20 protein-coding genes are annotated in these 17704 nt (G+C 71.0%); 9 read left to right on the top strand and 11 right to left on the bottom strand.

Translation table 11 applies throughout. From position 1 onward, the window contains the following. Positions 1-13 precede the first annotated feature (13 nt). Positions 14-808 carry an alpha/beta hydrolase gene (locus tag ACFYWS_RS16870; protein WP_389276242.1) on the top strand — a complete coding sequence of 265 codons (795 nt, stop codon included), beginning with the start codon at positions 14-16 and terminating at the stop codon, positions 806-808. On the opposite strand, the gene ACFYWS_RS16865 is transcribed toward ACFYWS_RS16870, so the two are convergent. Genes ACFYWS_RS16865 through ACFYWS_RS16855 form a run of 3 tightly spaced genes read right to left on the bottom strand, consistent with a single transcriptional unit; the run spans position 809 to position 2580 of the window. Continuing rightward, positions 809-1465: a DUF4230 domain-containing protein gene (locus ACFYWS_RS16865; protein WP_389276239.1), complete on the bottom strand. Its 657-nt coding sequence runs from the start codon at positions 1463-1465 to the stop codon at positions 809-811. Between the two features lie 57 nt (positions 1466-1522). Then, positions 1523-1960, bottom strand: a complete 438-nt coding sequence (locus ACFYWS_RS16860; RefSeq protein ID WP_389276236.1) for a protein phosphatase — start codon at positions 1958-1960, stop codon at positions 1523-1525. Next, positions 1957-2580, bottom strand: coding sequence for a TetR/AcrR family transcriptional regulator (locus ACFYWS_RS16855; RefSeq protein ID WP_389276233.1), 624 nt, complete (start codon positions 2578-2580; stop codon positions 1957-1959). The genes ACFYWS_RS16860 and ACFYWS_RS16855 overlap by 4 nt, the downstream gene beginning before the upstream one ends. Before the next feature lie 95 nt (positions 2581-2675). On the opposite strand from ACFYWS_RS16855, the gene ACFYWS_RS16850 reads away from it, so the two are divergent. Then, the gene (locus ACFYWS_RS16850; protein WP_389276230.1) at positions 2676-3635 is read left to right on the top strand and encodes a DMT family transporter; all 960 of its coding nucleotides are present in this window, start codon (positions 2676-2678) and stop codon (positions 3633-3635) included. Here ACFYWS_RS16850 and ACFYWS_RS16845 read toward each other — a convergent pair. Both ACFYWS_RS16845 and ACFYWS_RS16840 read right to left on the bottom strand, forming a co-directional pair. Further along, on the bottom strand, positions 3549-4697 hold the full coding sequence (locus ACFYWS_RS16845; protein WP_389276227.1) for a dihydrofolate reductase family protein: 1149 nt from the start codon (positions 4695-4697) through the stop codon (positions 3549-3551). The genes ACFYWS_RS16850 and ACFYWS_RS16845 overlap by 87 nt on opposite strands. Before the next feature lie 37 nt (positions 4698-4734). Continuing rightward, positions 4735-5706 (bottom strand): glutathione S-transferase family protein, encoded by a 972-nt coding sequence (locus tag ACFYWS_RS16840; protein ID WP_389276224.1) that lies wholly within the window; start codon positions 5704-5706, stop codon positions 4735-4737. A gap of 148 nt (positions 5707-5854) precedes the next feature. On the opposite strand from ACFYWS_RS16840, the gene ACFYWS_RS16835 reads away from it, so the two are divergent. The 3 genes from ACFYWS_RS16835 (at position 5855) to ACFYWS_RS16825 (ending at position 7154) form a co-directional block, all read left to right on the top strand. Beyond that, the gene (locus tag ACFYWS_RS16835) at positions 5855-6391 is read left to right on the top strand and encodes an SRPBCC domain-containing protein (RefSeq protein ID WP_389276221.1); all 537 of its coding nucleotides are present in this window, start codon (positions 5855-5857) and stop codon (positions 6389-6391) included. A gap of 74 nt (positions 6392-6465) precedes the next feature. Then, the gene (locus tag ACFYWS_RS16830) at positions 6466-6702 is read left to right on the top strand and encodes a hypothetical protein (protein ID WP_389276218.1); all 237 of its coding nucleotides are present in this window, start codon (positions 6466-6468) and stop codon (positions 6700-6702) included. Between the two features lie 107 nt (positions 6703-6809). After that, positions 6810-7154, top strand: a complete 345-nt coding sequence (locus ACFYWS_RS16825; RefSeq protein ID WP_389276215.1) for a VOC family protein — start codon at positions 6810-6812, stop codon at positions 7152-7154. A gap of 61 nt (positions 7155-7215) precedes the next feature. Here the strand turns inward: ACFYWS_RS16825 and ACFYWS_RS16820 are convergent, their stop codons facing one another. The 3 genes from ACFYWS_RS16820 to ACFYWS_RS16810 all read right to left on the bottom strand — a co-directional run bounded on the left by ACFYWS_RS16820 (position 7216) and on the right by ACFYWS_RS16810 (position 11023). Continuing rightward, positions 7216-7605: a VOC family protein gene (locus tag ACFYWS_RS16820; protein ID WP_389276212.1), complete on the bottom strand. Its 390-nt coding sequence runs from the start codon at positions 7603-7605 to the stop codon at positions 7216-7218. A 127-nt stretch (positions 7606-7732) separates the two neighbouring features. Then, complete coding sequence (asnB, locus tag ACFYWS_RS16815) at positions 7733-9574, bottom strand: asparagine synthase (glutamine-hydrolyzing) (RefSeq protein WP_389276209.1); 1842 nt, start codon at positions 9572-9574, stop codon at positions 7733-7735. 261 nt (positions 9575-9835) lie between these two features. Beyond that, positions 9836-11023 carry a TIGR03364 family FAD-dependent oxidoreductase gene (locus ACFYWS_RS16810; RefSeq protein ID WP_389276206.1) on the bottom strand — a complete coding sequence of 396 codons (1188 nt, stop codon included), beginning with the start codon at positions 11021-11023 and terminating at the stop codon, positions 9836-9838. A gap of 127 nt (positions 11024-11150) precedes the next feature. Between ACFYWS_RS16810 and ACFYWS_RS16805 the strand changes: the two genes are divergently transcribed. Together ACFYWS_RS16805 and ACFYWS_RS16800 are read left to right on the top strand one after the other, a co-directional pair. Continuing rightward, the gene (locus ACFYWS_RS16805; RefSeq protein ID WP_389276203.1) at positions 11151-11939 is read left to right on the top strand and encodes a GntR family transcriptional regulator; all 789 of its coding nucleotides are present in this window, start codon (positions 11151-11153) and stop codon (positions 11937-11939) included. Further along, positions 11936-12619, top strand: a complete 684-nt coding sequence (locus tag ACFYWS_RS16800) for a phosphonatase-like hydrolase (protein WP_389276200.1) — start codon at positions 11936-11938, stop codon at positions 12617-12619. The genes ACFYWS_RS16805 and ACFYWS_RS16800 overlap by 4 nt, the downstream gene beginning before the upstream one ends. 9 nt (positions 12620-12628) lie before the next feature. On the opposite strand, the gene pgm is transcribed toward ACFYWS_RS16800, so the two are convergent. The 3 genes from pgm to ACFYWS_RS16785 all read right to left on the bottom strand — a co-directional run bounded on the left by pgm (position 12629) and on the right by ACFYWS_RS16785 (position 16200). Beyond that, the gene (pgm, locus tag ACFYWS_RS16795) at positions 12629-14263 is read right to left on the bottom strand and encodes a phosphoglucomutase (alpha-D-glucose-1,6-bisphosphate-dependent) (protein ID WP_389276197.1); all 1635 of its coding nucleotides are present in this window, start codon (positions 14261-14263) and stop codon (positions 12629-12631) included. An 87-nt stretch (positions 14264-14350) separates the two neighbouring features. Next, complete coding sequence (locus ACFYWS_RS16790; RefSeq protein WP_389276194.1) at positions 14351-15094, bottom strand: Clp protease N-terminal domain-containing protein; 744 nt, start codon at positions 15092-15094, stop codon at positions 14351-14353. A gap of 71 nt (positions 15095-15165) precedes the next feature. Further along, positions 15166-16200 carry an aldo/keto reductase gene (locus ACFYWS_RS16785; protein ID WP_389276191.1) on the bottom strand — a complete coding sequence of 345 codons (1035 nt, stop codon included), beginning with the start codon at positions 16198-16200 and terminating at the stop codon, positions 15166-15168. A gap of 208 nt (positions 16201-16408) precedes the next feature. Here ACFYWS_RS16785 and ACFYWS_RS16780 point away from each other — a divergent pair, with 208 nt between their 5' ends. Further along, the gene (locus ACFYWS_RS16780) at positions 16409-16903 is read left to right on the top strand and encodes a hypothetical protein (protein WP_389276188.1); all 495 of its coding nucleotides are present in this window, start codon (positions 16409-16411) and stop codon (positions 16901-16903) included. Between the two features lie 340 nt (positions 16904-17243). Beyond that, the gene (locus tag ACFYWS_RS16775) at positions 17244-17684 is read left to right on the top strand and encodes an OsmC family protein (RefSeq protein ID WP_389276185.1); all 441 of its coding nucleotides are present in this window, start codon (positions 17244-17246) and stop codon (positions 17682-17684) included. The last annotated feature ends 20 nt before the right edge of the window (positions 17685-17704 follow it).

The following is a 17704-nucleotide window of genomic DNA, read 5'->3' as shown; positions in this document are numbered from 1 at the left end:
GAAAGGCACGACCATGCACTTCACCTCTGAACAACGCCTCGACGACGGCGTCCTCGAGCGCGCGTTCACCCTCGGCGGCGTCTCAGGCGTCTCAGGCGTCTCAGGCGTCTCAGGCGTCTCAGGCGTCTCAGGCGTCCCCGGCATCCTGTGGACGCCCGCAGCCGCCTCGGCGTCCGCACCGGTCCCGCTGATCCTGCTCGGCCACCCGCCGCTCGGGCTGCAAAAGATGTACCCCCGCCTCGCGGCCCGGGCCCGGAGCTGTGCGGCGGAGGGCTTCGCCGCGGCCACCATCGAGCTCCCCGGGAGCGGTGAGCGGCCCCGGCTGGCCGCCGTCGACCAGGCGCGCGCCGACCTTGGCCGGACCTTGCAGGCCGGCGAGCCGGTCCGCGACGAGATCATCGACGCCTTGATCCTCCCGCTCGTCGAGCAGTCGGTCCCGGAATGGCGGGCCGCCCTGGACGCCCTTCTCGGGCTGCCCGAGATCGACGGCCCGGTCGCGTACTCGGGCGGAGTGATCTCCATCGGCGTCCGGCTCGCGCTGGTCGAGCCGCGCATCGTGGCCGCCGGCCTCTTCGCCGGAAGTTTCGTGCCGCGCGCCATCCTCCAGGAGGCCCGCCGGGTCACCATTCCGCTCCACGTCCTGCTGCAGTGGGACGACGAGGGGAACGACCGGCAGGCGGCCCTGGACCTCTTCGACGCCTTCGCCTCCAAGGAGAAGACGCTGCTCGCCAGCATGGGCGGACACACGGGCGTCCCGCGGTCCGCGGGGGAGGACGCGGGCCGGTTCTTCGCCCGGCATCTGCGCTAGCTACGTCCCGTAGGAGACGTTCACGTCGCGGAATCCCAAGGACCGCAGCAGGCCGCGCAGCATCTCCGTCGTGTTCCGCTCGGCGCGGCCCGTGAGGTTGCTGTCCCGCGCGGCCTCGCCGATGTGCCGGGCGGCGAGTTGGCGTACCGCCCGCTCGTCGCCCGGGTTGTCGGAGAAGAGGTCGCCGAGCCGGTCGAGCAGGCCGCGCTGCTTCGACACGGCGTACGAGCGGTCCGTGTCGAGCGTGGGCGCGGCGAGCCGGGCGTGCGGCAGGCGAAGCGTCGCGGACGTGCGCTTGTCGTTCACCCGTACGTCGCCGGGGCCGAGCTTGCCCAGGTTCACGTACGCGTTGACCGTGCCCGCGCCGATGTAGAGCGTGCGTGTGCCCTGGATGGCGTCCGGCAGGTACTTGGAGTCCTTGTCCAGGTCGACCACCACCTGGTAGTTCCCGGCCGCGGCGTCGTAACGACTCATGTCCCGCACGGACTTGAGCAGCGCGGGCCCCGAGCGGTCGTGCGTCTCGGTGCCGAACACGTCGTCAAGGCGGTGCACCATGCTCAGCCCGGCGAGCACGACGAGCAGCGCGACCGCCGCCTTCGTCCACAGGGGGAGTCGCGCGGCCCGCGCCCACCGGGGCAGTGCGGTCCTCGGCGTCATGGGGGACCTCCTTCCCATGACTACCGAATGCCACCGGAAGCGCTGATCATGCACCTTTCAGGAATTCGCGTACCGTCGCACGTACCGCTTCTGCCACGGCGTCTCAACTGCCCCGCGCGCGTAGTGCTCACGCACGTAGGTGACGGCCTCGCCCGCCGGTACGCCGTCCAGTACCGCCAGACACGCGAGCGCCGTCCCCGTACGACCGCGCCCTCCCGCGCACGCCACTTCCACCCGCTCGTCCGCGCAGCGCCGCCAGGCATCGGCGAGCACGGCACGCGCGCGTGCACGGTCGGCGGGGAGCCGGAAGTCGGGCCAGCGCAGCCACGTCGACTCCCAGTCCGTGGGCGGCGGTTCGGCCCCCAAGAGGTAGATCCCGTACGTCGGCGGGGGACCGGTGGGCAGCGGGTCGCGCAGCCCCCTGCCGCGCACGAGCCGCCCCGACGGCAGTCGCAGCACACCCGGCGCCCCGTCCGCCCACGTCACCGCCGTCACCGCGCTTCCTTCGCGGCCGACAGCAGGAACGCGGCCATCCTGCGCGCCCGTCCGAAGGCGTCCGGGAACACGTCCAGGCCGTCCGAGACCAGCGCGCCCTCGTGCAGCAGCATCAGGGAACGCCCCAACTCCCTTGCGGAGTCCGGCGCAACGTCCCCCGCGAGCCGGGTGAACAGCTCCAGCATCCACCGCTTCTGACCGGTGATCACCGCGTACGCGGGGTGCGCGGGGTCGCTGATCTCCGCGTGCGCGTTGACCATGCTGCAGCCCTTGCCGCTGTTGGCGCCCATCCACTCCTGGGAGGCGTCGAAGACGGCCAGCACCCGGTCGGTGGGGGAGAGTTCGGCGTCGTCGTCGTGGTGGTCGGCGAGGTAGGCACGCCAGCGGGCGTCGCGCGTCGCCAGGTAGTCGACGACGATCCGCTCCTTGGAGCCGAAGCGGTCGTAGAGCGTCTTCTTGGTGACGCCCGCCTCGGCCGCGATCAGGTCCACGCCGACCGCGTGGATGCCGCGCTCGTAGAACAGCCGGGAGGCGGCCTCCAGGACCTTGCGCGCGGCCGGTGTGAGGTCGGGGCGGTCCGGGTCGACGGCCGGCGGGGCGGGTTTCGTCGTCGTACGCATGCCTCCAGGGTATACCGATCTGTATAGTGGTGCCAGGTAAACAGATCTGTATACCTCTTTCCTTGAACCCGATCACGCGAGGCGGTGGCCGCGCCATGAACGTCCTTCTGTCCATCGGATTCGTCCTGACCTGGAGCTCCGGCTTCATCGGAGCCAAGCTCGGCGCCGGCGACGCGAGCGCCGTGACCACACTGATGTGGCGGTTCCTGCCGCTGGCGCTGGTCCTGGGCGCTGTCGCCGTGGCGGCCGGCAGAAAGCGCTGGCGCGGTCTCGGCAGGCGCACCATCGGGCGGCAGGTGATCGTCGGCGCCCTCTCGCAGAGCGGCTACCTCCTGACCGTCTACTACGCCATCCAGCTCGGCGTCTCCAGCGGCACGACCGCCCTCATCGACGGCACCCAGCCCCTGGTCGCGGGCGCCCTCGCCGGACCCCTGCTGCGGCAGTACGTCACCCCGCGGCAGTGGCTCGGCCTGTGCCTGGGTCTCGCCGGGGTCGTCGTCGTCACCACGGCCGACGCGGGCGCCGTCACGGGTGTCCCGTGGTGGGCCTACGGTGTCCCGTTCCTCGGCATGCTGTCGCTGGTCGCGGCCACCTTCGTGGAGAGCCGCTCGCGCACCCGGGTCGAGCCGATGGTCGCGCTGACGGTGCACTGCGCCACCAGCGCTGTCGTCTTCAGCGGCCTCGCGGTCGCGTTCGGCGAGTCCGCGCCGCCCGCCGCGCCGTCCTTCTGGCTGTCGATCGCCTGGCTCGTCGGCCTGTCGACGTTCGGCGGCTACGGCCTCTACTGGATCGTGCTGCGGCGCGGCGGCCTCACCCAGGTCAACACGCTGATGTTCCTGATGGCGCCCGTCACCGCCGTGTGGGGAGCGCTGATGTTCGGCGAGCCCTTCGGGGCACGCACCGCGCTGGGGCTCGTCCTCGGCCTCGCGGCCGTCGTGGTCGTGCGGCTCGGCACGCGCGCGTACCCGCTACGGAGCGGCCGCGACAAGGTGGCGGTTGGGGAGCACCGCCGCGTCGGCCAGCTCCGGGACCTCCACCACGGTGACGCCCGCTGACGCGAGCAGCCCGATTCCGTCGGCGCCCGGCACGAACGTGTCCGGCTCCCGCCACGCCGTCACCACGCGGCGCACCTCCGCGTCGACGATGAGCCGGGCGCACGGCTTCGGCCGCGAGGCGCGGCGGGCGCACGGCTCCAGGCTGCTGTAGACGGTGGCCGTGGTGAGGCGCGGGTCGTCGGCGGAGAGCTTGCCGAGCGCGGCCTCCTCGGCGTGCACCACCGGGTCCTCACCCTCGCGCGAGAAACCGCGCGCCAGTTCCGTGCCGTCGTCGGCGACGACCACGGCGCCGACGCTGAAAGCGGTCTGCGACGGCGGGCATTCGGCGGCCAGTTCGCAGGCAAGCCGCAGCCAGTGCCGGTCCGCCGCGGTGGCCGACCCGCCGGGTCCTGGGACGGTCGGCGCGTACCGGGTGACGATCACGTCCCCCACCCGCTCCGTGGTGAGGACCCGCATCCGGCTGCGCGGCCCGCCCGGGTAGGAACCGGGCCCGAACAGACGCGGCGCGCCCGGCTCACCGACCACCAACGGGGCGACGGCGAGCCGCAGTTCGTCCGCGAGTCCCAGCTGCAACAGCTGCGTGTGCACGCGCGCGCCGCCCTCGACGAGCAGCCGCCGCACACCGCGCGTTCCAAGGTCGTCCAGGAGCGCCGCCCAGTCGAGATGCCGGCCGAGCGCCACCACGTCCGCCGCACCGCCCACGCGCGTGCGGGCACGCGTGGCGCCCGACTCGGTCGTGTAGACGAGCCGCTGACCACCCGTCGTCCAGAACGGGTCACCCGGATCCAGGTCCCCCGAGGCGGTGACCGCCACCTTCAACGGGTAGGCGGGCCGCCCTTCGTCGACCCGCTTGGCCCGCCGCAGTTCGGAGGAGACCAGCAGCCGGGGCCGATCCGCGCGCAGCGTCCCGGCCCCGACGAGGATCGCGTCGCTTGCCGCCCGCACCGCGTCCACCCGATCGAAGTCCTCCGCGCCGGACAGCAGCAGCCGCTCGGGGCCGGTGTCGTCGAGGCATCCGTCGAGCGAGATCGCGGCGGACAGCAACACGTGCGGGCGGGACATGGCGACTCCGTGACCGGGCGGGACGTACGCCCCGACCCTATCGAGGCGAGGGCGGCGTGCCGTCCCCGAAGGGGCGCCCGCCCAGCTTCTCGCGGCCGTGCGGGGTCACCCAGCCGGACGGGTCGGGGCCCAGCGGCACGATCCGCGTGGGGTTGATGCCGGTGTGCACCTGGTAGTAGTGCCGCTTGATGTGGTCGAAGGCGACCGTGTCCCCGAAGCCGGGCGTCTGGAACAGGTCCCGCGCGTACGCCCACAGGACCGGGTCCTCGGCCAGCTTGTTGCGGTTGCACTTGAAGTGGCCGTGGTACACGGCGTCGAAGCGGACCAGCGTCGTGAACAGCCGGACGTCCGCCTCCGTGATCGTGTCCCCGACGAGATACCGCTGCCCGGCGAGCCGCCGCGACACCGTGTCGAGCCGCGTGAACACGTCCCCGTACGCCTTCTCGTACGCGTCCTGCTCACTGGCGAACCCGGCCCGGTACACGCCGTTGTTGACGTCCCGGTAGATGCCATCCATGACGTCGTCGATCTCGTCGCGCAGCGGCTCCGGATACAGGTCCGGCGCGCCGGTCCTGTGCAGCGCCGTCCACTCGGTCTCCAGGTCCAGCGTCAGCTGCTGGTAGTCGTTGGTGACGAGCTTCCCGGACGGTACGTCGACGATCGCGGGCACGCTGACGCCGCCCGGATAGCCGGTCTCCCGCGCGTCGTAGGCCTCACTGAGGTAACGGATCCCGAGCACCGGGTCGCGGTCGTCCGGGTCCAGGGTGAAGCGCCAACTGCGGTCGTCCTGGATCGGATCGGTGACCGCGAGCGACAGCGCGTCCTCCAGGCCGAGCAGGCGGCGCACCACCAGGGCGCGGCTCGCCCAGGGACACGCCTTGCTCACGACGAGCCGGTAGCGGCCCGCCTCCACCGGCCAGCCGTCGTGGCCGTCGGCGGTGATCCGGTCGGTGAAATGGCTTCGGGACCGTTTGAAGGCCTTCTTGCCGTACGAGGCGTTGCCGGGCACGTGGGTCTCCCTTCCGGGCTCTGACACGGTCGTGCGCCCCGAGCCTGCCCGAGGAACGGCCCGCGCACCACCTCGCCGGAGGCGACTGTCAGTGACCGATGAGAGGCTCGGAGTGGGCATTGACCGCGATGGCAAGGATGGCGCAGGCATGACGACCACGACCGGCAGCTACCTCACCCTGGACGACGGCCGTCCCGGCGTCCGGTTCATCCGCACGTACGAGAAGCCGATCGACCGCGTCTGGCGCTATGTCACCGACCCGGTCGACCTCGCGCACTGGTTCCCGTCCACGTTCGAGGTCGGGGAGCTGAGCCCCGGTGCGCGGATCAGGTTCTTCGACGACCCGAACATGCCGGAGTCCGTGGGCACGGTCGTCGCCGCGGAGCCCCCGCGCCACTTCTCCTTCACATGGGGCGGCGACGAGCTCCAGTACGACCTGGAGGAGCGCGGTGACGGCGGCACGCACCTGACGCTCACCAACGTGCTGGAGAGCGCGGACGCGGCGGCGCGGAACGCGGCGGGCTGGGAGGCCTGCCTGCTCGCCCTCGACGCGGCCGACCGCGGCGAGCCGCTGTCGGAGGACCACACCGGAGCGACGCCGCCGTGGAAGGAGCTGTACGACGCCTACACGGCGGCCGGCTTCCCGTCGGGCGCGCCCGTGCCCGGCTTGGACGAGGAGTCCTGAGGTGCCCGCACCGCGTGTGCGCACGGTCACAGCCTGAATAGCGGGATGCCCCGAACGGGCGCAAAATCGGACACATGTCCTTTATGTCCGCGGGTGTGACGTGGCTCGGACTCGGCCTCACGGTCGGTACCGCGGGACTGGTGACCTACGGTCTTGCGGCGCTCCCGTGCGGGGCTTCGGTCCGGCAGGAGGATGCCGAGGCGGTCTGCCGCCCGGCCAGACGGACGGCGCTCGCCCTCGGTGCGCTCGGCATCGCGGCGTTCCTCGTCGGGACGGTGTTCCTGTTTCTGGATCTGACGAACTTCGGCTGAGCGCGGCCGGGGAACGCTTCGGAAACTTCTTCGCGGAACCTGTCACACATCCGTCATGGCGCGTGTCGTAGCAGTGAGAGTCACGTAACGAGTGAAGGAGTCACCTCATGACCAGTGGTCAGCACACGATCATCGCCCCCGTCCGCGACCTCGCCGCCGCCAAGGCCGTCTACACCAAGCTGCTCGGTGTGGAGCCGTCCTCGGACGAGGCGTACTACGTGGGCTACGACGTGGCGGGACAGCACTTCGGCCTGAATCCGAACGGGCACCAGCAGGGCATGACAGGGCCCGTGGGCTACTGGACCGTCGACGACATCCAGGGGACGGTCAAGTCCCTGGTCGAGTCCGGTGCCGAGGTCGTCCAGGACGTCACGGAGGTCGGTCCCGGCCGACGGATCGCGTCGCTGAAGGACGCGGACGGCAATGTCTTCGGGGTCCTCCAGGACAGCTGACCGGGCCGGCCACGAGCGGTGGGGCCGGGCCCGAAGGTCACGGCCCCACCCGATCCCGGTTCTACTGCTCACCGCCCCCGTAGGGGCGCGTGATCGCTTCCATGCCGTGGCCCGCGGGGTCCATGAAGTACACGCCACGGCCCCCGTCGTTGTGGTTGATCTCGCCCGGCTGCTTGCCATGCGGATCCGCGTAGTACGTGAGCCCCGCGTCCTTGATGCGCCCGAAGATCCCGTCGAACTCCTCCTCGGTGACGAGGAAGGCGTAGTGCTGCGTGACGATGGACTCGGCGGGGATCGTCGCGAAGTCCAGGGTCACGCCGTTGCTGAGGTCGAGCGGGATGAACGGGCCCCATTCCTCGCCCACTTCGAGCCCCAGGATGTGCGCGAGGAACTCTGCCGACTCCCGCTTGTCCCGGGAGTGAACGATGGTGTGATTGAGCTGAACCGCCATGGTGGATTGCCTCCAGAAGGCAACTCCGGCACCTCCATGCCTCACCCGGACGGTGACCGGCACGCGATGCTGCCGGGATCTTAGGCACGGGGCGGCGCGCGGAGCCAGTGGGTTTCCGGCCCCGGCGTCAGTCCAGGACGAGTTCCGGGTCGTACATGTCGAGCCAGAGCGCCAGGTCGAGCGTGCGCTCCAGGCCGCGCCGCGAGGCCTGCATGATCTGCGGACTCTCGCGGTGGGCGAGGGCACTGAGCCGGTCCCGGTCGACGATCTCGAAGACCCGGTGCGAGGGCTTCGCCAGCAGGTCCTTGGCGTGCTCCTGCAGCGCGAGCGCGTACTTCGGGTCCTGCGTCGACGGGTAGGGGCTCTTGACCCGGTCGTACACCGACGCCGGCAGCACGTCCGCCGTCGCCTCCCGCAGCAGGCTCTTCTCGCGCCCGTCGAACGACTTCAGCGACCACGGTGTGTTGTAGACGTACTCGACGAGCCGGTGGTCGCAGAAGGGGACACGCACCTCCAGGCCCACCGCCATGCTCGCCCGGTCCTTGCGGTCGAGCAGGACCCGCACGAAGCGCGTCAGGTGCAGGTAGCAGATGCGGCGCATCCGGAACTCGAAGTCGCTCTCGCCCTCCAGGCGCTCGATGTCGCGCACCGCTTCGGCGTAGCTGTCGGCGGTGTACCCCTCCAGGTCGAGCCGCTTGGAGAGCTCGGGCCTGAGCGCGTCCGAGTCGTCACCCATGTGCTTGCCCATGCTCACCAGCCACGGGAACGCGTCCGCGTTACGGGCCTCCTCGTCGAAGAACTGGAGGTAGCCGCCGAAGACCTCGTCCGCCGACTCGCCGGACAGGGCGACCGTCGACTGCTCGCGGATCGCCTTGAACAGCAGGTACAGGGAGGCGTCCATGTCGCCGAAGCCGGCCGGGACGTCGCGGGCCCGGATCACACGGGCGCGTACCTCGGGGTCGGCCAGCGCGTTCGAGTCGAGCACGATGTCCTGGTGCTCGGTGCCCGACGCCTGCGCCACGTCGTGCACGAAGGGGGTGTCGGGCGTGCCGCGCAGCTCGTCGGCGACGAAGTTCTCCGCCTGGCCGAGGAAGTCGACGGCGAAGCTGCGCACCGTCTCGCCCTGCCCGGCCAGCTGATCGGCGGCGATCGCCGTCATCGCGGAGGAGTCGAGGCCGCCCGACAGGAGCGTGCAGCGCGGCACGTCCGAGACGAGCTGACGGCGCACGATGTCGTCGAGCAGCTCGCGCACGTGGGCGATGGTCGTTTCCTGGTCGTCGGTGTGCGGCCTCGTCTCCAGCGTCCAGTACGCGCGCTGTCGCAGCCCCGCACGGTCGACGGTGACGACCGTGCCCGGCTCCACCTCGTTCATCCCGTCCCACACGGCATGCCCCGGAGTCTTCACGAACGTGAACAACTCGCGCAGGCCGTCGAGGGTGACCCGGCGCGCGGCGAGCGGGTTGGCGAGGATCGCCTTGGGTTCGGAGCCGAACAGCACGCCGTCCGGGGTCTCGTAGAAGTAGAAGGGCTTGATGCCCATCCGGTCGCGGATCATGACGAGCTTGTCGGTGCGACCGTCCCAGACGGCGAACGCGTACATGCCGTTGAGCCGCTCGGGCAGGTCCTCGCCCCACTCGAGGTAGCCGTGCAGCACCACCTCGGTGTCGGAGTCCGTGCGGAACTCGTGACCGAGGGCCGCCAGTTCGGCGCGCAGCTCGGTGTAGTTGTACGTCTCGCCCGAGTACACCAGGGCGACGTTCCCGTCCGGTGTCCCGACGGTCATGGGTTGCCGGCCGCCCGGCAGGTCGATGATGGCGAGCCTGCGGTGACCGAGCGCCGCAGGGCCCTCGATCCAGGTACCGCGGTCGTCCGGACCGCGGCACTCCATGGTCTGGGTCATCGCGTTCAACGTCTCGGCCGAGGCCCGCAGGTCACGGTCGAAGGAAACCCAGCCGGTGATGCCACACATAACGCTTCCTCCTGCTCGCCGTACGGCCGTGGCCAACCGGGGCAACAAGTTGTACACGGCATCTATGTTTCGAGCGTGTGTCATGGCGGCGGGGTCGGTCAATGCGTCCGTAACGCGCCGAAGGCGCCCGACCGAGCGGTTTCAGCCGTCGGTCGTGACGCCAAGCGGAATGATTCCCTTCGCAAATCCCTGGCGGCGGGGGTCTTCCGAAAAAAGTTGCCTTGGGCTACCAGTGAGATCCGGCCACAGGCAAAGACTTGATCAATCCTGCGCCCGTCCTGCCGTCGTCTCAGCAAGTGACCCGTCGAACGTCGCCGCCGCGAGCCCGAACGACAGCGTCATGCCGATCCCCGATGTCACCGAGAGGGCCCGTACACCCGGCGCCACTTCGCGTACGAGCAGGGGTCCGCGAGGGCTGCTGGCGTACACGCCCTGCCAGCGTTCGGTGACCCGCACCGAGGGGACGCCCAGGACGCGGGAGGCCTCGCGCAGCAGCAGCTCCGTCGTCGCCTCGTCCTGGAACGGGATCTCCGTCGCGTCGTACGCGTGCGAGTCGCCGACCAGGGCCGTGCCGTCGGGCAGCCGCGTGAACATCACGTTGGCTACCACGTCCAGCAACTCGGGGCTGTGTGCGGTGACCTCGGTGCGCAGGCGGTCGGCCGACGGCATCGCCGTGAAGCCGTCGTAGCGCAGCATCGACGTCGCGGTCAGGACCGCCGAGTCCGCGCGGAAGGCCTCGGGCGCCGCGACCCGGGCCATCGACAGGCGGCACCGTTCGATGCCGTGCGCCTCCGCCTCCGAGGGGTACAGGCGGTCCAGGTCGTGGCCGACGCAGAGCAGGATCCGGTCCCCGTGCACAGGGCCGCGGCTGGTGTGCACCGTGCCGGACTCCACGCCGAGCACGTTCGTCCCCCAGGTGATCGTCACGCCGGGCTGCTCTGCCAGCCAGTCGGCGAGCCGCGGCGCCGCCTCGCGCGGGTCGACCCGGAGGTCCGCGGGCAGCAGCGCGCCGCCGGCCAGGTCCTCGCGTTCCTCGGCGGGGCGGCCGAGCGCCTCGCCCACCTCGTCGCGCGTGCGCAGCCGCACCGCGTCCGCGCCGCGCTCGTCCCGCAGCTCCTCCAGGACCGCCAGCTCGGTCGCCGACCGCGCCACCACGAGCGCGCCCGCCTCCGGCGCCCACAGTCCGGCCGACTTGGCGGCGTCCAGCCAGCCGGTGCGCGAGCGCAGTGCGAGGTCGAGAAGTTCGCCGCGCTGCGCCGTGACGCAGCAGTGGCCGAAGTTGCGCACGGACGCGCCCACCGGCCGTCGGTCCCGCTCGACCACCGTGACGCTGAGCCCCCGGCGCACCGCCTCGAAGGCGTGGGCGAGCCCGACGATGCCGGCGCCGACCACGACGAGGTCACTGCGGTCGCGGGGAAGTGCGGTGGATGGCGCTGATGCGTTGTTCATGACACCAAGCCTGCGGATCGACCGCCTTCACCCGCAAGTGTTGTCTATACAAGTTTCCTCGTTGTTTACCAGCTGTGCGCCCTGGCTGACCTTGCCCGGCCCGTCGTCGAGCTGAGAAACTGGAGTTGTGAAGACAAGTAGCGAGGAGGGGCCGCTGCACCAGCGGCTCGGCGCCGAGTTCCGGCGGCGCATCGAGTCGGGGGAGTGGCCCGAAGGGACGCCCGTGCCGAGTGAGGCACAGCTCTGCGAGGAGTTCGGGACCTCGCGCGGCCCCGTGCGGCAGGCGCTCGCGCAGCTGCGGGCCGACGGCCATCTGGTCGGCGGGCGCGGCAAGCCGCCCGTGGCCCGCAGGGTCACACCCTCGCAGCCGTTCGCCTCGCTGATGTCGTTCACGCAGTGGGCCGAGTCGATCGGACGGACCCCGGGCCAGCACACCGTGGAGGTGGCCCGGCGCCGCGCGAGCCCCGAGGCCGCCGCGCGCCTGGGTCTCGACGAGGGCACGCAGGGCGTCGACCTCGTCCGGCTGCGCCACCTCGACGGGGTGCCCGCGATGGTCGAGCGGTCCACGTTCGCCCTTGACGTCGGCCTGCACCTGTTCGCGTTCGACCCGGACGAAGGCTCGGTCTACGACGCCCTCACCTCGTGCGGCGTCGACCTGCACCGCGCGCGGCACACCATCGACGCCGTCGCGGCGGACCCCCAGGACGCCGACCTCCTCGGCGTCGAACCCGGTCAACCCCTGCTCCGCGTACGGAGGTTGGCGTACACCGGTGACGGCAGGCCCGTCGAGTACGCGGACGACCGCTATCTGCCGTCCATGGCCACGTTCACCATCGAGAACACCATGGACGGTCGCACCGTCGCGGCCCGCGGCGGTACCGCAGACACCCGCACCACACCTGAGGAAAACCAGTGATCGAACTCGCCGTCTTCGACATGGCAGGCACCACCATCGACGAGCACGGAGCCGTATACGAAGCTCTGCGGCACGCCGTCGAGACCACCGGCGTCGCCGTCGACCCGGTCGACCTGCAGACATGGATGGGCACCGACAAGCGCGAGGCCATCGCCGCGCTCGTCCGCATCGGCGGCGGCGCCCCCGACGCGGAGCTCGTCGAGAAGCAGTACGAGGTGTTCCGCGCCTACCTGCGCGAGAGCTACGCGAAGCGGCCGCCGGAGCCGATAGCCCACGCGGACAAGGCACTCGCGGAGCTGCGCGCCCGCGGCATCAAGGTCGCCCTCACCACCGGTTTCAGTGCGGACGTGGCCCTTCCCCTGCTCGACTCGCTCGGCTGGTCCACCGGCGAGGGCGGCAACCTCGACGCGGTCGTCACCTCCGACGAGGTGCCCCGCGGCCGCCCCGCCCCGTACATGATCCAGCGCGCCATGGAGAAGGCCGGGACCGTCGATGTGCGGCGGGTCCTCGTGGCCGGCGACACGGTCGTCGACATGGAGGCCGGGTTCAACGCGGGCGCGGGTGTCGTGGTCGGCGTGCTCACGGGACAGCTCACCCGTGAGCAGCTCGAACTCCACCCGCACACCTACGTGTTGGACGGTGTCGCCGACCTCCCCGGCATCGCGGAGACCCAGGCCTGAGCCCTCACCTCAGCTGAGCGCCGCGTCCACGATCGCCTGCGCCTCGCTCTGCACCAGGGCGAGGTGTTCGGCGCCGTGGAACGACTCGGCGTAGATCTTGTAGACGTCCTCCGTGCCGCTGGGCCGGGCCGCGAACCACGCGTTCTCGGTGGTGACCTTGACGCCGCCGATGGCCGCGCCGTTGCCCGGCGCCTCGGAGAGCCGGGCCGTGATCGGTTCGCCCGCGAGGGTGTCGGCGGTGATCGCGGCGCCGGTCAGCTTCGCGAGGCGGGCCTTCTGCTCCTTCGTCGCCTTGGCGTCGATCCGCGCGTACGCGGCGCCCGACGCGCCGTGCTCCGCGGCGAGTTCGGCGTAGTACGCGGATGGTGTCCTGCCGGTGACGGCGGTGATCTCGGCGGCCAGCAGGGCGAGCAGGATGCCGTCCTTGTCGGTCGTCCACACGCCGCCGTCCTTGCGGACGAAGCTCGCCCCGGCGCTCTCCTCGCCGCCGAACGCCACCGAGCCGTCGACCAGGCCCGGCACGAACCACTTGAACCCGACGGGGACCTCGACGAGTTCGCGGCCGAGTGTGTCGGCGATCCGGTCGATGACGGCGGAGGACACGAGCGTCTTGCCGATGGCCGCGGACGCCGACCACTGGGGCCGGTGGCTGAACAGGTAGTGGATGGCCACGGCCAGATAGTGGTTCGGGTTCATCAGGCCCGCGTCCGGGGTGACGATGCCGTGCCGGTCGGCGTCCGCGTCGTTGCCGGTCAGCAGGTCGAAGTCGTGGCGCCGCGCGAGCACCGAGGCCATCGCGGGCGCCGAGGACGGGTCCATCCGGATCTTGCCGTCCCAGTCGAGCGTCATGAAACGCCACGTCGGATCGGTCTCCGGGTTCACCACGGTCAGGTCGAGCCCGTACATCTCGGCGATTCGCGCCCAGTAGTTGACGCTCGCACCGCCCAGCGGATCGGCGCCGACCCGCACACCGGAGGCGCGGATGGCGTCGATGTCGATGATGTTCCCCAGGTCCTCGACGTAGCGCTCACGGAAGTCGTACGGCTCCCAGGCCGCCTCGTCGACCGTGCGGGGGGCCCAACTGGCGTCCTCAAGCAGCTCGTTGGCGCGATCGGCGATCCACGAGGTGGCCCGGGAGTCGGCGGGGCCGCCGTGCGGAGGGTTGTACTTGAAGCCGCCGTCGCGGGGCGGGTTGTGGCTCGGTGTGATCACGATGCCGTCGGCGAGGCCGGCCGCGTTGTCGGCCTGCTCGCGGTTCCAGCGCAGGATCGCGTGGCTGAGCGCGGGCGTCGGAACGAAGTCCCCGTGCGCGTCGGCCAGCACCCGCACGCCGTGCGCCGCGAGCACGCCGAGGGCGGTCTTCATCGCGGGGTGCGACAGGGCGTGCGTGTCCGGACCGATGAAGAGGGGGCCCGTGATGCCCTCCGCGGTGCGGTGCTCGACGATCGCCTGGGTGATCGCGGCGATGTGCTTCTCGTTGAAGGCCCCGTCGAGGCTGGAGCCGCGATGGCCGCTCGTGCCGAAGACGACGCGCTGCTCGGGGCGCGTGGCGTCGGGCTCGCGCGAGTAATAGGCCTCGATCAGCGCGTCGACGTCGACGAGATCGCCCGGCAGGGCGGGGGTTCCTGAGCGCTCAGCAGTCATGGAAGCAGTCTCCCACCTGCGCCTATGAAGAAAAGTGGGCGGGACAGGTGGGAGACAGGTTCCGGCCTTTCGTTTCCCGGGTTGCGCTCAGTCCTCCCCGGACTCCTGCTGGTTCTTCACGATCTCCGAGAGGACCGCCAGGACCTGCGACTCGGCCTGGTCCTTTCCGATACCGAGGCCGGTCAGCAGCCCCGAGCCGTTCTCGTGCTCCAGGAGGGCGAGCAGGATGTGCTCGGTGCCGACGTAGTTGTGGCCAAGGCGCAGCGCCTCACGGAACGTCAGCTCCAGGGCCTTCTTGGCGTCGGCGTCGAACGGGACGAGGGCCGGCATGTCCTCGGACTTCTCGGGCAGTTGGGCTGTCGCGGCCTGTCGCACGGTGTCCAGGAGTACGTTTTGCGCGACGATCGCCCGGGCCGCGAGGCCCTCCGGCTCGTGCAGCAGGCCGAGCACCAGGTGGGCGGGGGTGATGGTGGCGTTGCTCGCGGCGCGGGCCTCGTTCTGTGCGGAGACGATCACGTTGCGGGCGCGGTCGGTGTAGCGGTTGAAGCCCTGGCTGGGGTCCAGATCGGACTCGGATCCCTTGGCCACGAAGCGCTTCTGCGCGGCCTGCCGCGTGACCCCCATGCTCTTGCCGATGTCGGTCCAGGAGGCACCGGAGCGGCGGGCCTGGTCGACGAAGTGGCCGATGAGGTGGTCGGCGACGTCGCCGAGGTGGTCCGCGGCGATGACGGCGTTCTGGAGCTGGTCGAGTGCGTCGGTGTTCGACTTCTTGATGGCGTCGATCAGGTCGTCGAGGCGGATGGAAGGCGTGTTGCCGCCGGAATCGGTCATGATGCAACCGTAGGTTGACAGTGCCTGACTGTCAACCCGAAGTTGACACCCTTCCGGGTGGCTCGCACAGCTCACACGATCGGAGGATTCAGCTGCCGGAACCCGTCCTGGGTCCGGTACGGGTAGTACGGATACGGGGCCTTGGTCTCGCTCGCCGCGTCCAGCTTCGCCACCTGCTCCGGTGTGAGCTCCCAGCCGATGGCGCCCAGGTTCTGCGTCAGCTGCTCCTCGTTGCGCGCGCCGATCAGCACCGTGGACACGGTGGGCCGGCGCAGCAGCCAGTTGATGGCGATCTGTGGGACCGCCTTTCCGGTCTCCTGTGCGATCTCGTCGAGCGCGTCCATGACCCGGTAGAGGTGCTCGTCCTCGATCGGCGGCCCGAACTGCGCCGTTTGGTGCAGCCTGCTGTCGGCGGGCAGTGGCTGCCCGCGCCGGATCTTCCCGGTGAGCCGCCCCCAGCCGAGCGGGCTCCACACCACGGCGCCGACACCCTCCTCCTTGGCGAGCGGCATCAACTCCCACTCGTAGTCCCGGCCGGCGAGCGAGTAGTACACCTGGTGCGCGGCGAACCGCGGGCGCCCGTGCTTCTCCGCCTCGGCGAGCCCCTTCATCAGCTGCCAGCCCGCGTAGTTGGAGACGCCGGTGTAACGGATCTTGCCCGCGCGCACCAGGTCGTCGAGCGTGGCGAGGACTTCCTCGACCGGCGTGCTCGCGTCGTACGCGTGCAGCTGGAACAGGTCGATGTGGTCGGTGTCGAGGCGCCGCAGTGCGGCATCCACGGACGCGATCAGGCGTGAACGCGACACCCCGGCGTCGTACGGTCCCTCGCCGGTCGGCAGCGCGGCCTTGGTCGAGATGAGTGCCCGATCGCGCCGGCCCTTGAGTGCCGCGCCGAGCACTTCCTCCGACGCGCCGTCCGAGTAGACGTCGGCCGTGTCGAACAGGGTGACGCCGTGCTCCAGGCTCAGGTCCACCATGCGGCGCGCCTCGTCGACGCCGGCGGTGCCCCAGGCGGAGAACAGCGGGCCGCGGCCGCCGAAGGTCCCGGCTCCGAAGCTCAACGCGGGAACCTTCAGGCCGGACGTCCCCAACTGGCGGTATTCCATGGCGAACTCCTCGTTAATGGGGCGATGGCCCCGTTAGTGCGTGCCGCGACTCTAGCAAGGAGTGGCCCGTAATGGAATCCTGGTTCCTTTAGGTTCGTCGCTCTCTGCCGCTCTCTGGTGCTCCCTGGTGCTCTCGGTCAGAGGGAGTCGCCGTGAGGGAGAATCGAACAGTCATCACCCGCCGTACCACGTCAGGGGAACCAGACCGATGCCCGCTGCCCACGTCACCCTCGCCGACGTCCTGAGTGCCGCCGCGCCGGAGGCGACCGGCGCCCTCTGGCGGCTCGACGGCGCGGCCCGCCAGCTCGACGCCAACGTCGTCCGGCTGCGGCCGGGCGGAGGCGGCAACGCGTACGTGGAGACCGAGCTCGACGTGCTCATCGTCGTCGTCGAGGGCCACGGCACGCTCCACCGGGCGGGCGTGGACGAGGAGATGGCACCCGGCACGCTCGTGTTCGTGCCGCGCGGCGAGCGGCGCGCGGTCAGCGCCGGCGAGGACGGGCTCGTCTACCTCACGGCACACCGCAGGCGGCCCGGCATGACCATCCGCCGCGCCGAACCGCGGGTGACGGCCGAAGGTGGCGAGGCGCCCTGTCTGCTGCCCCGCGTGTGCGCGTCCTGCGGCCGGGCCGCCGACGACACCGGCGCCCTGTACTGCGCCCGGTGCGGAGAGCGCCTGGAGGGGCGGGAGCAGGCGCTGTGATCCGGCCCCGCTCGTATCGAAGGGATCACGCCAGGCGGCGCGGTCCGCGCCTCGACTCCGGCCGTGCGTACGGGATGTGACGCCGTATCACCGTGACTTCTCGCCACTGGTTCAACACGTGAGGTTACCGAAATCCGAGGGTGCGGGATGCGGTCCGCGGCCGTCCCCGGCAGACTCTGCGGCACGGCGGCCGGGGTACTCGGGCAGCGGTCGCCAGGGGAGGGAGCACCATCGGGGAGTCCGTGGGCGTGGGGCACGCGGACTCCCCGACCCGCCGCCCCTCCCCGACACCCCGGAGCCGCTGCGCGGCGCGGAGCCCGCCTCTGGTTACGGTTCCGCAATGGCCGACTACCGCATTGAGACCGTCCGCAACGGCGACCGCGACTGGACCGCCCGCAACGACCGCGGCGCCGAGGTCCGCATCGCCCCCGCCGACAGCGAGGGCGCCCAGCCGTCCTTCACCCCCGTCGAACTCCTCCTCGCCGCGCTCGGCGGCTGCGGCGGCCTCGTCGTCGACCGCACGGCCCGCACCGTCCCGCACGACGAGCTGCGCATCACCGTCGAGTCCGTGTCGAAGCCGGAGGACGACGGGCGGGTCGGATCCGTCCGGGTCTCGTACGAGATCGAGCTGCCGGAGGGGGACACGCACGCCGCCGAGGCGCTTGAACGCGGCATCCGCCTGACCCACGAGAAGTACTGCACGGTCAGCCGCACCGTCGAACACGGCGCGCGTATCGAGGCGCTCGGCCCCGACGGCACGATGCTCTTCATGGGCGGCTGACCCCGCTGGGGCGGTGACCC

Source organism: Streptomyces sp. NPDC002795, assembly GCF_042888725.1.
In the GTDB taxonomy this organism is placed as follows: domain Bacteria; phylum Actinomycetota; class Actinomycetes; order Streptomycetales; family Streptomycetaceae; genus Streptomyces.
The sequence above is the reverse complement of the archived record's forward strand: the minus strand, read 5'-3'. Positions and strand labels throughout refer to the sequence as shown.

Excerpts from the sequence above, each read along its gene's own strand:
- ACFYWS_RS16790 (WP_389276194.1), bottom strand. The coding sequence starts at position 15,094 with ATGACCGATTCCGGCGGCAACACGCCTTCCATCCGCCTCGACGACCTG.
- ACFYWS_RS16820 (WP_389276212.1), bottom strand. The coding sequence starts at position 7,605 with ATGGCGGTTCAGCTCAATCACACCATCGTTCACTCCCGGGACAAGCGG.
- ACFYWS_RS16825 (WP_389276215.1), top strand. The coding sequence starts at position 6,810 with ATGACCAGTGGTCAGCACACGATCATCGCCCCCGTCCGCGACCTCGCC.
- ACFYWS_RS16870 (WP_389276242.1), top strand. The coding sequence starts at position 14 with ATGCACTTCACCTCTGAACAACGCCTCGACGACGGCGTCCTCGAGCGC.
- ACFYWS_RS16810 (WP_389276206.1), bottom strand. The coding sequence starts at position 11,023 with ATGAACAACGCATCAGCGCCATCCACCGCACTTCCCCGCGACCGCAGT.
- asnB (WP_389276209.1), bottom strand. The coding sequence starts at position 9,574 with ATGTGTGGCATCACCGGCTGGGTTTCCTTCGACCGTGACCTGCGGGCC.
- ACFYWS_RS16845 (WP_389276227.1), bottom strand. The coding sequence starts at position 4,697 with ATGTCCCGCCCGCACGTGTTGCTGTCCGCCGCGATCTCGCTCGACGGA.
- ACFYWS_RS16865 (WP_389276239.1), bottom strand. The coding sequence starts at position 1,465 with ATGACGCCGAGGACCGCACTGCCCCGGTGGGCGCGGGCCGCGCGACTC.
- ACFYWS_RS16785 (WP_389276191.1), bottom strand. The coding sequence starts at position 16,200 with ATGGAATACCGCCAGTTGGGGACGTCCGGCCTGAAGGTTCCCGCGTTG.
- ACFYWS_RS16855 (WP_389276233.1), bottom strand. The coding sequence starts at position 2,580 with ATGCGTACGACGACGAAACCCGCCCCGCCGGCCGTCGACCCGGACCGC.
- pgm (WP_389276197.1), bottom strand. The coding sequence starts at position 14,263 with ATGACTGCTGAGCGCTCAGGAACCCCCGCCCTGCCGGGCGATCTCGTC.
- ACFYWS_RS16835 (WP_389276221.1), top strand. The coding sequence starts at position 5,855 with ATGACGACCACGACCGGCAGCTACCTCACCCTGGACGACGGCCGTCCC.
- ACFYWS_RS16830 (WP_389276218.1), top strand. The coding sequence starts at position 6,466 with ATGTCCTTTATGTCCGCGGGTGTGACGTGGCTCGGACTCGGCCTCACG.
- ACFYWS_RS16780 (WP_389276188.1), top strand. The coding sequence starts at position 16,409 with ATGCCCGCTGCCCACGTCACCCTCGCCGACGTCCTGAGTGCCGCCGCG.
- ACFYWS_RS16850 (WP_389276230.1), top strand. The coding sequence starts at position 2,676 with ATGAACGTCCTTCTGTCCATCGGATTCGTCCTGACCTGGAGCTCCGGC.
- ACFYWS_RS16775 (WP_389276185.1), top strand. The coding sequence starts at position 17,244 with ATGGCCGACTACCGCATTGAGACCGTCCGCAACGGCGACCGCGACTGG.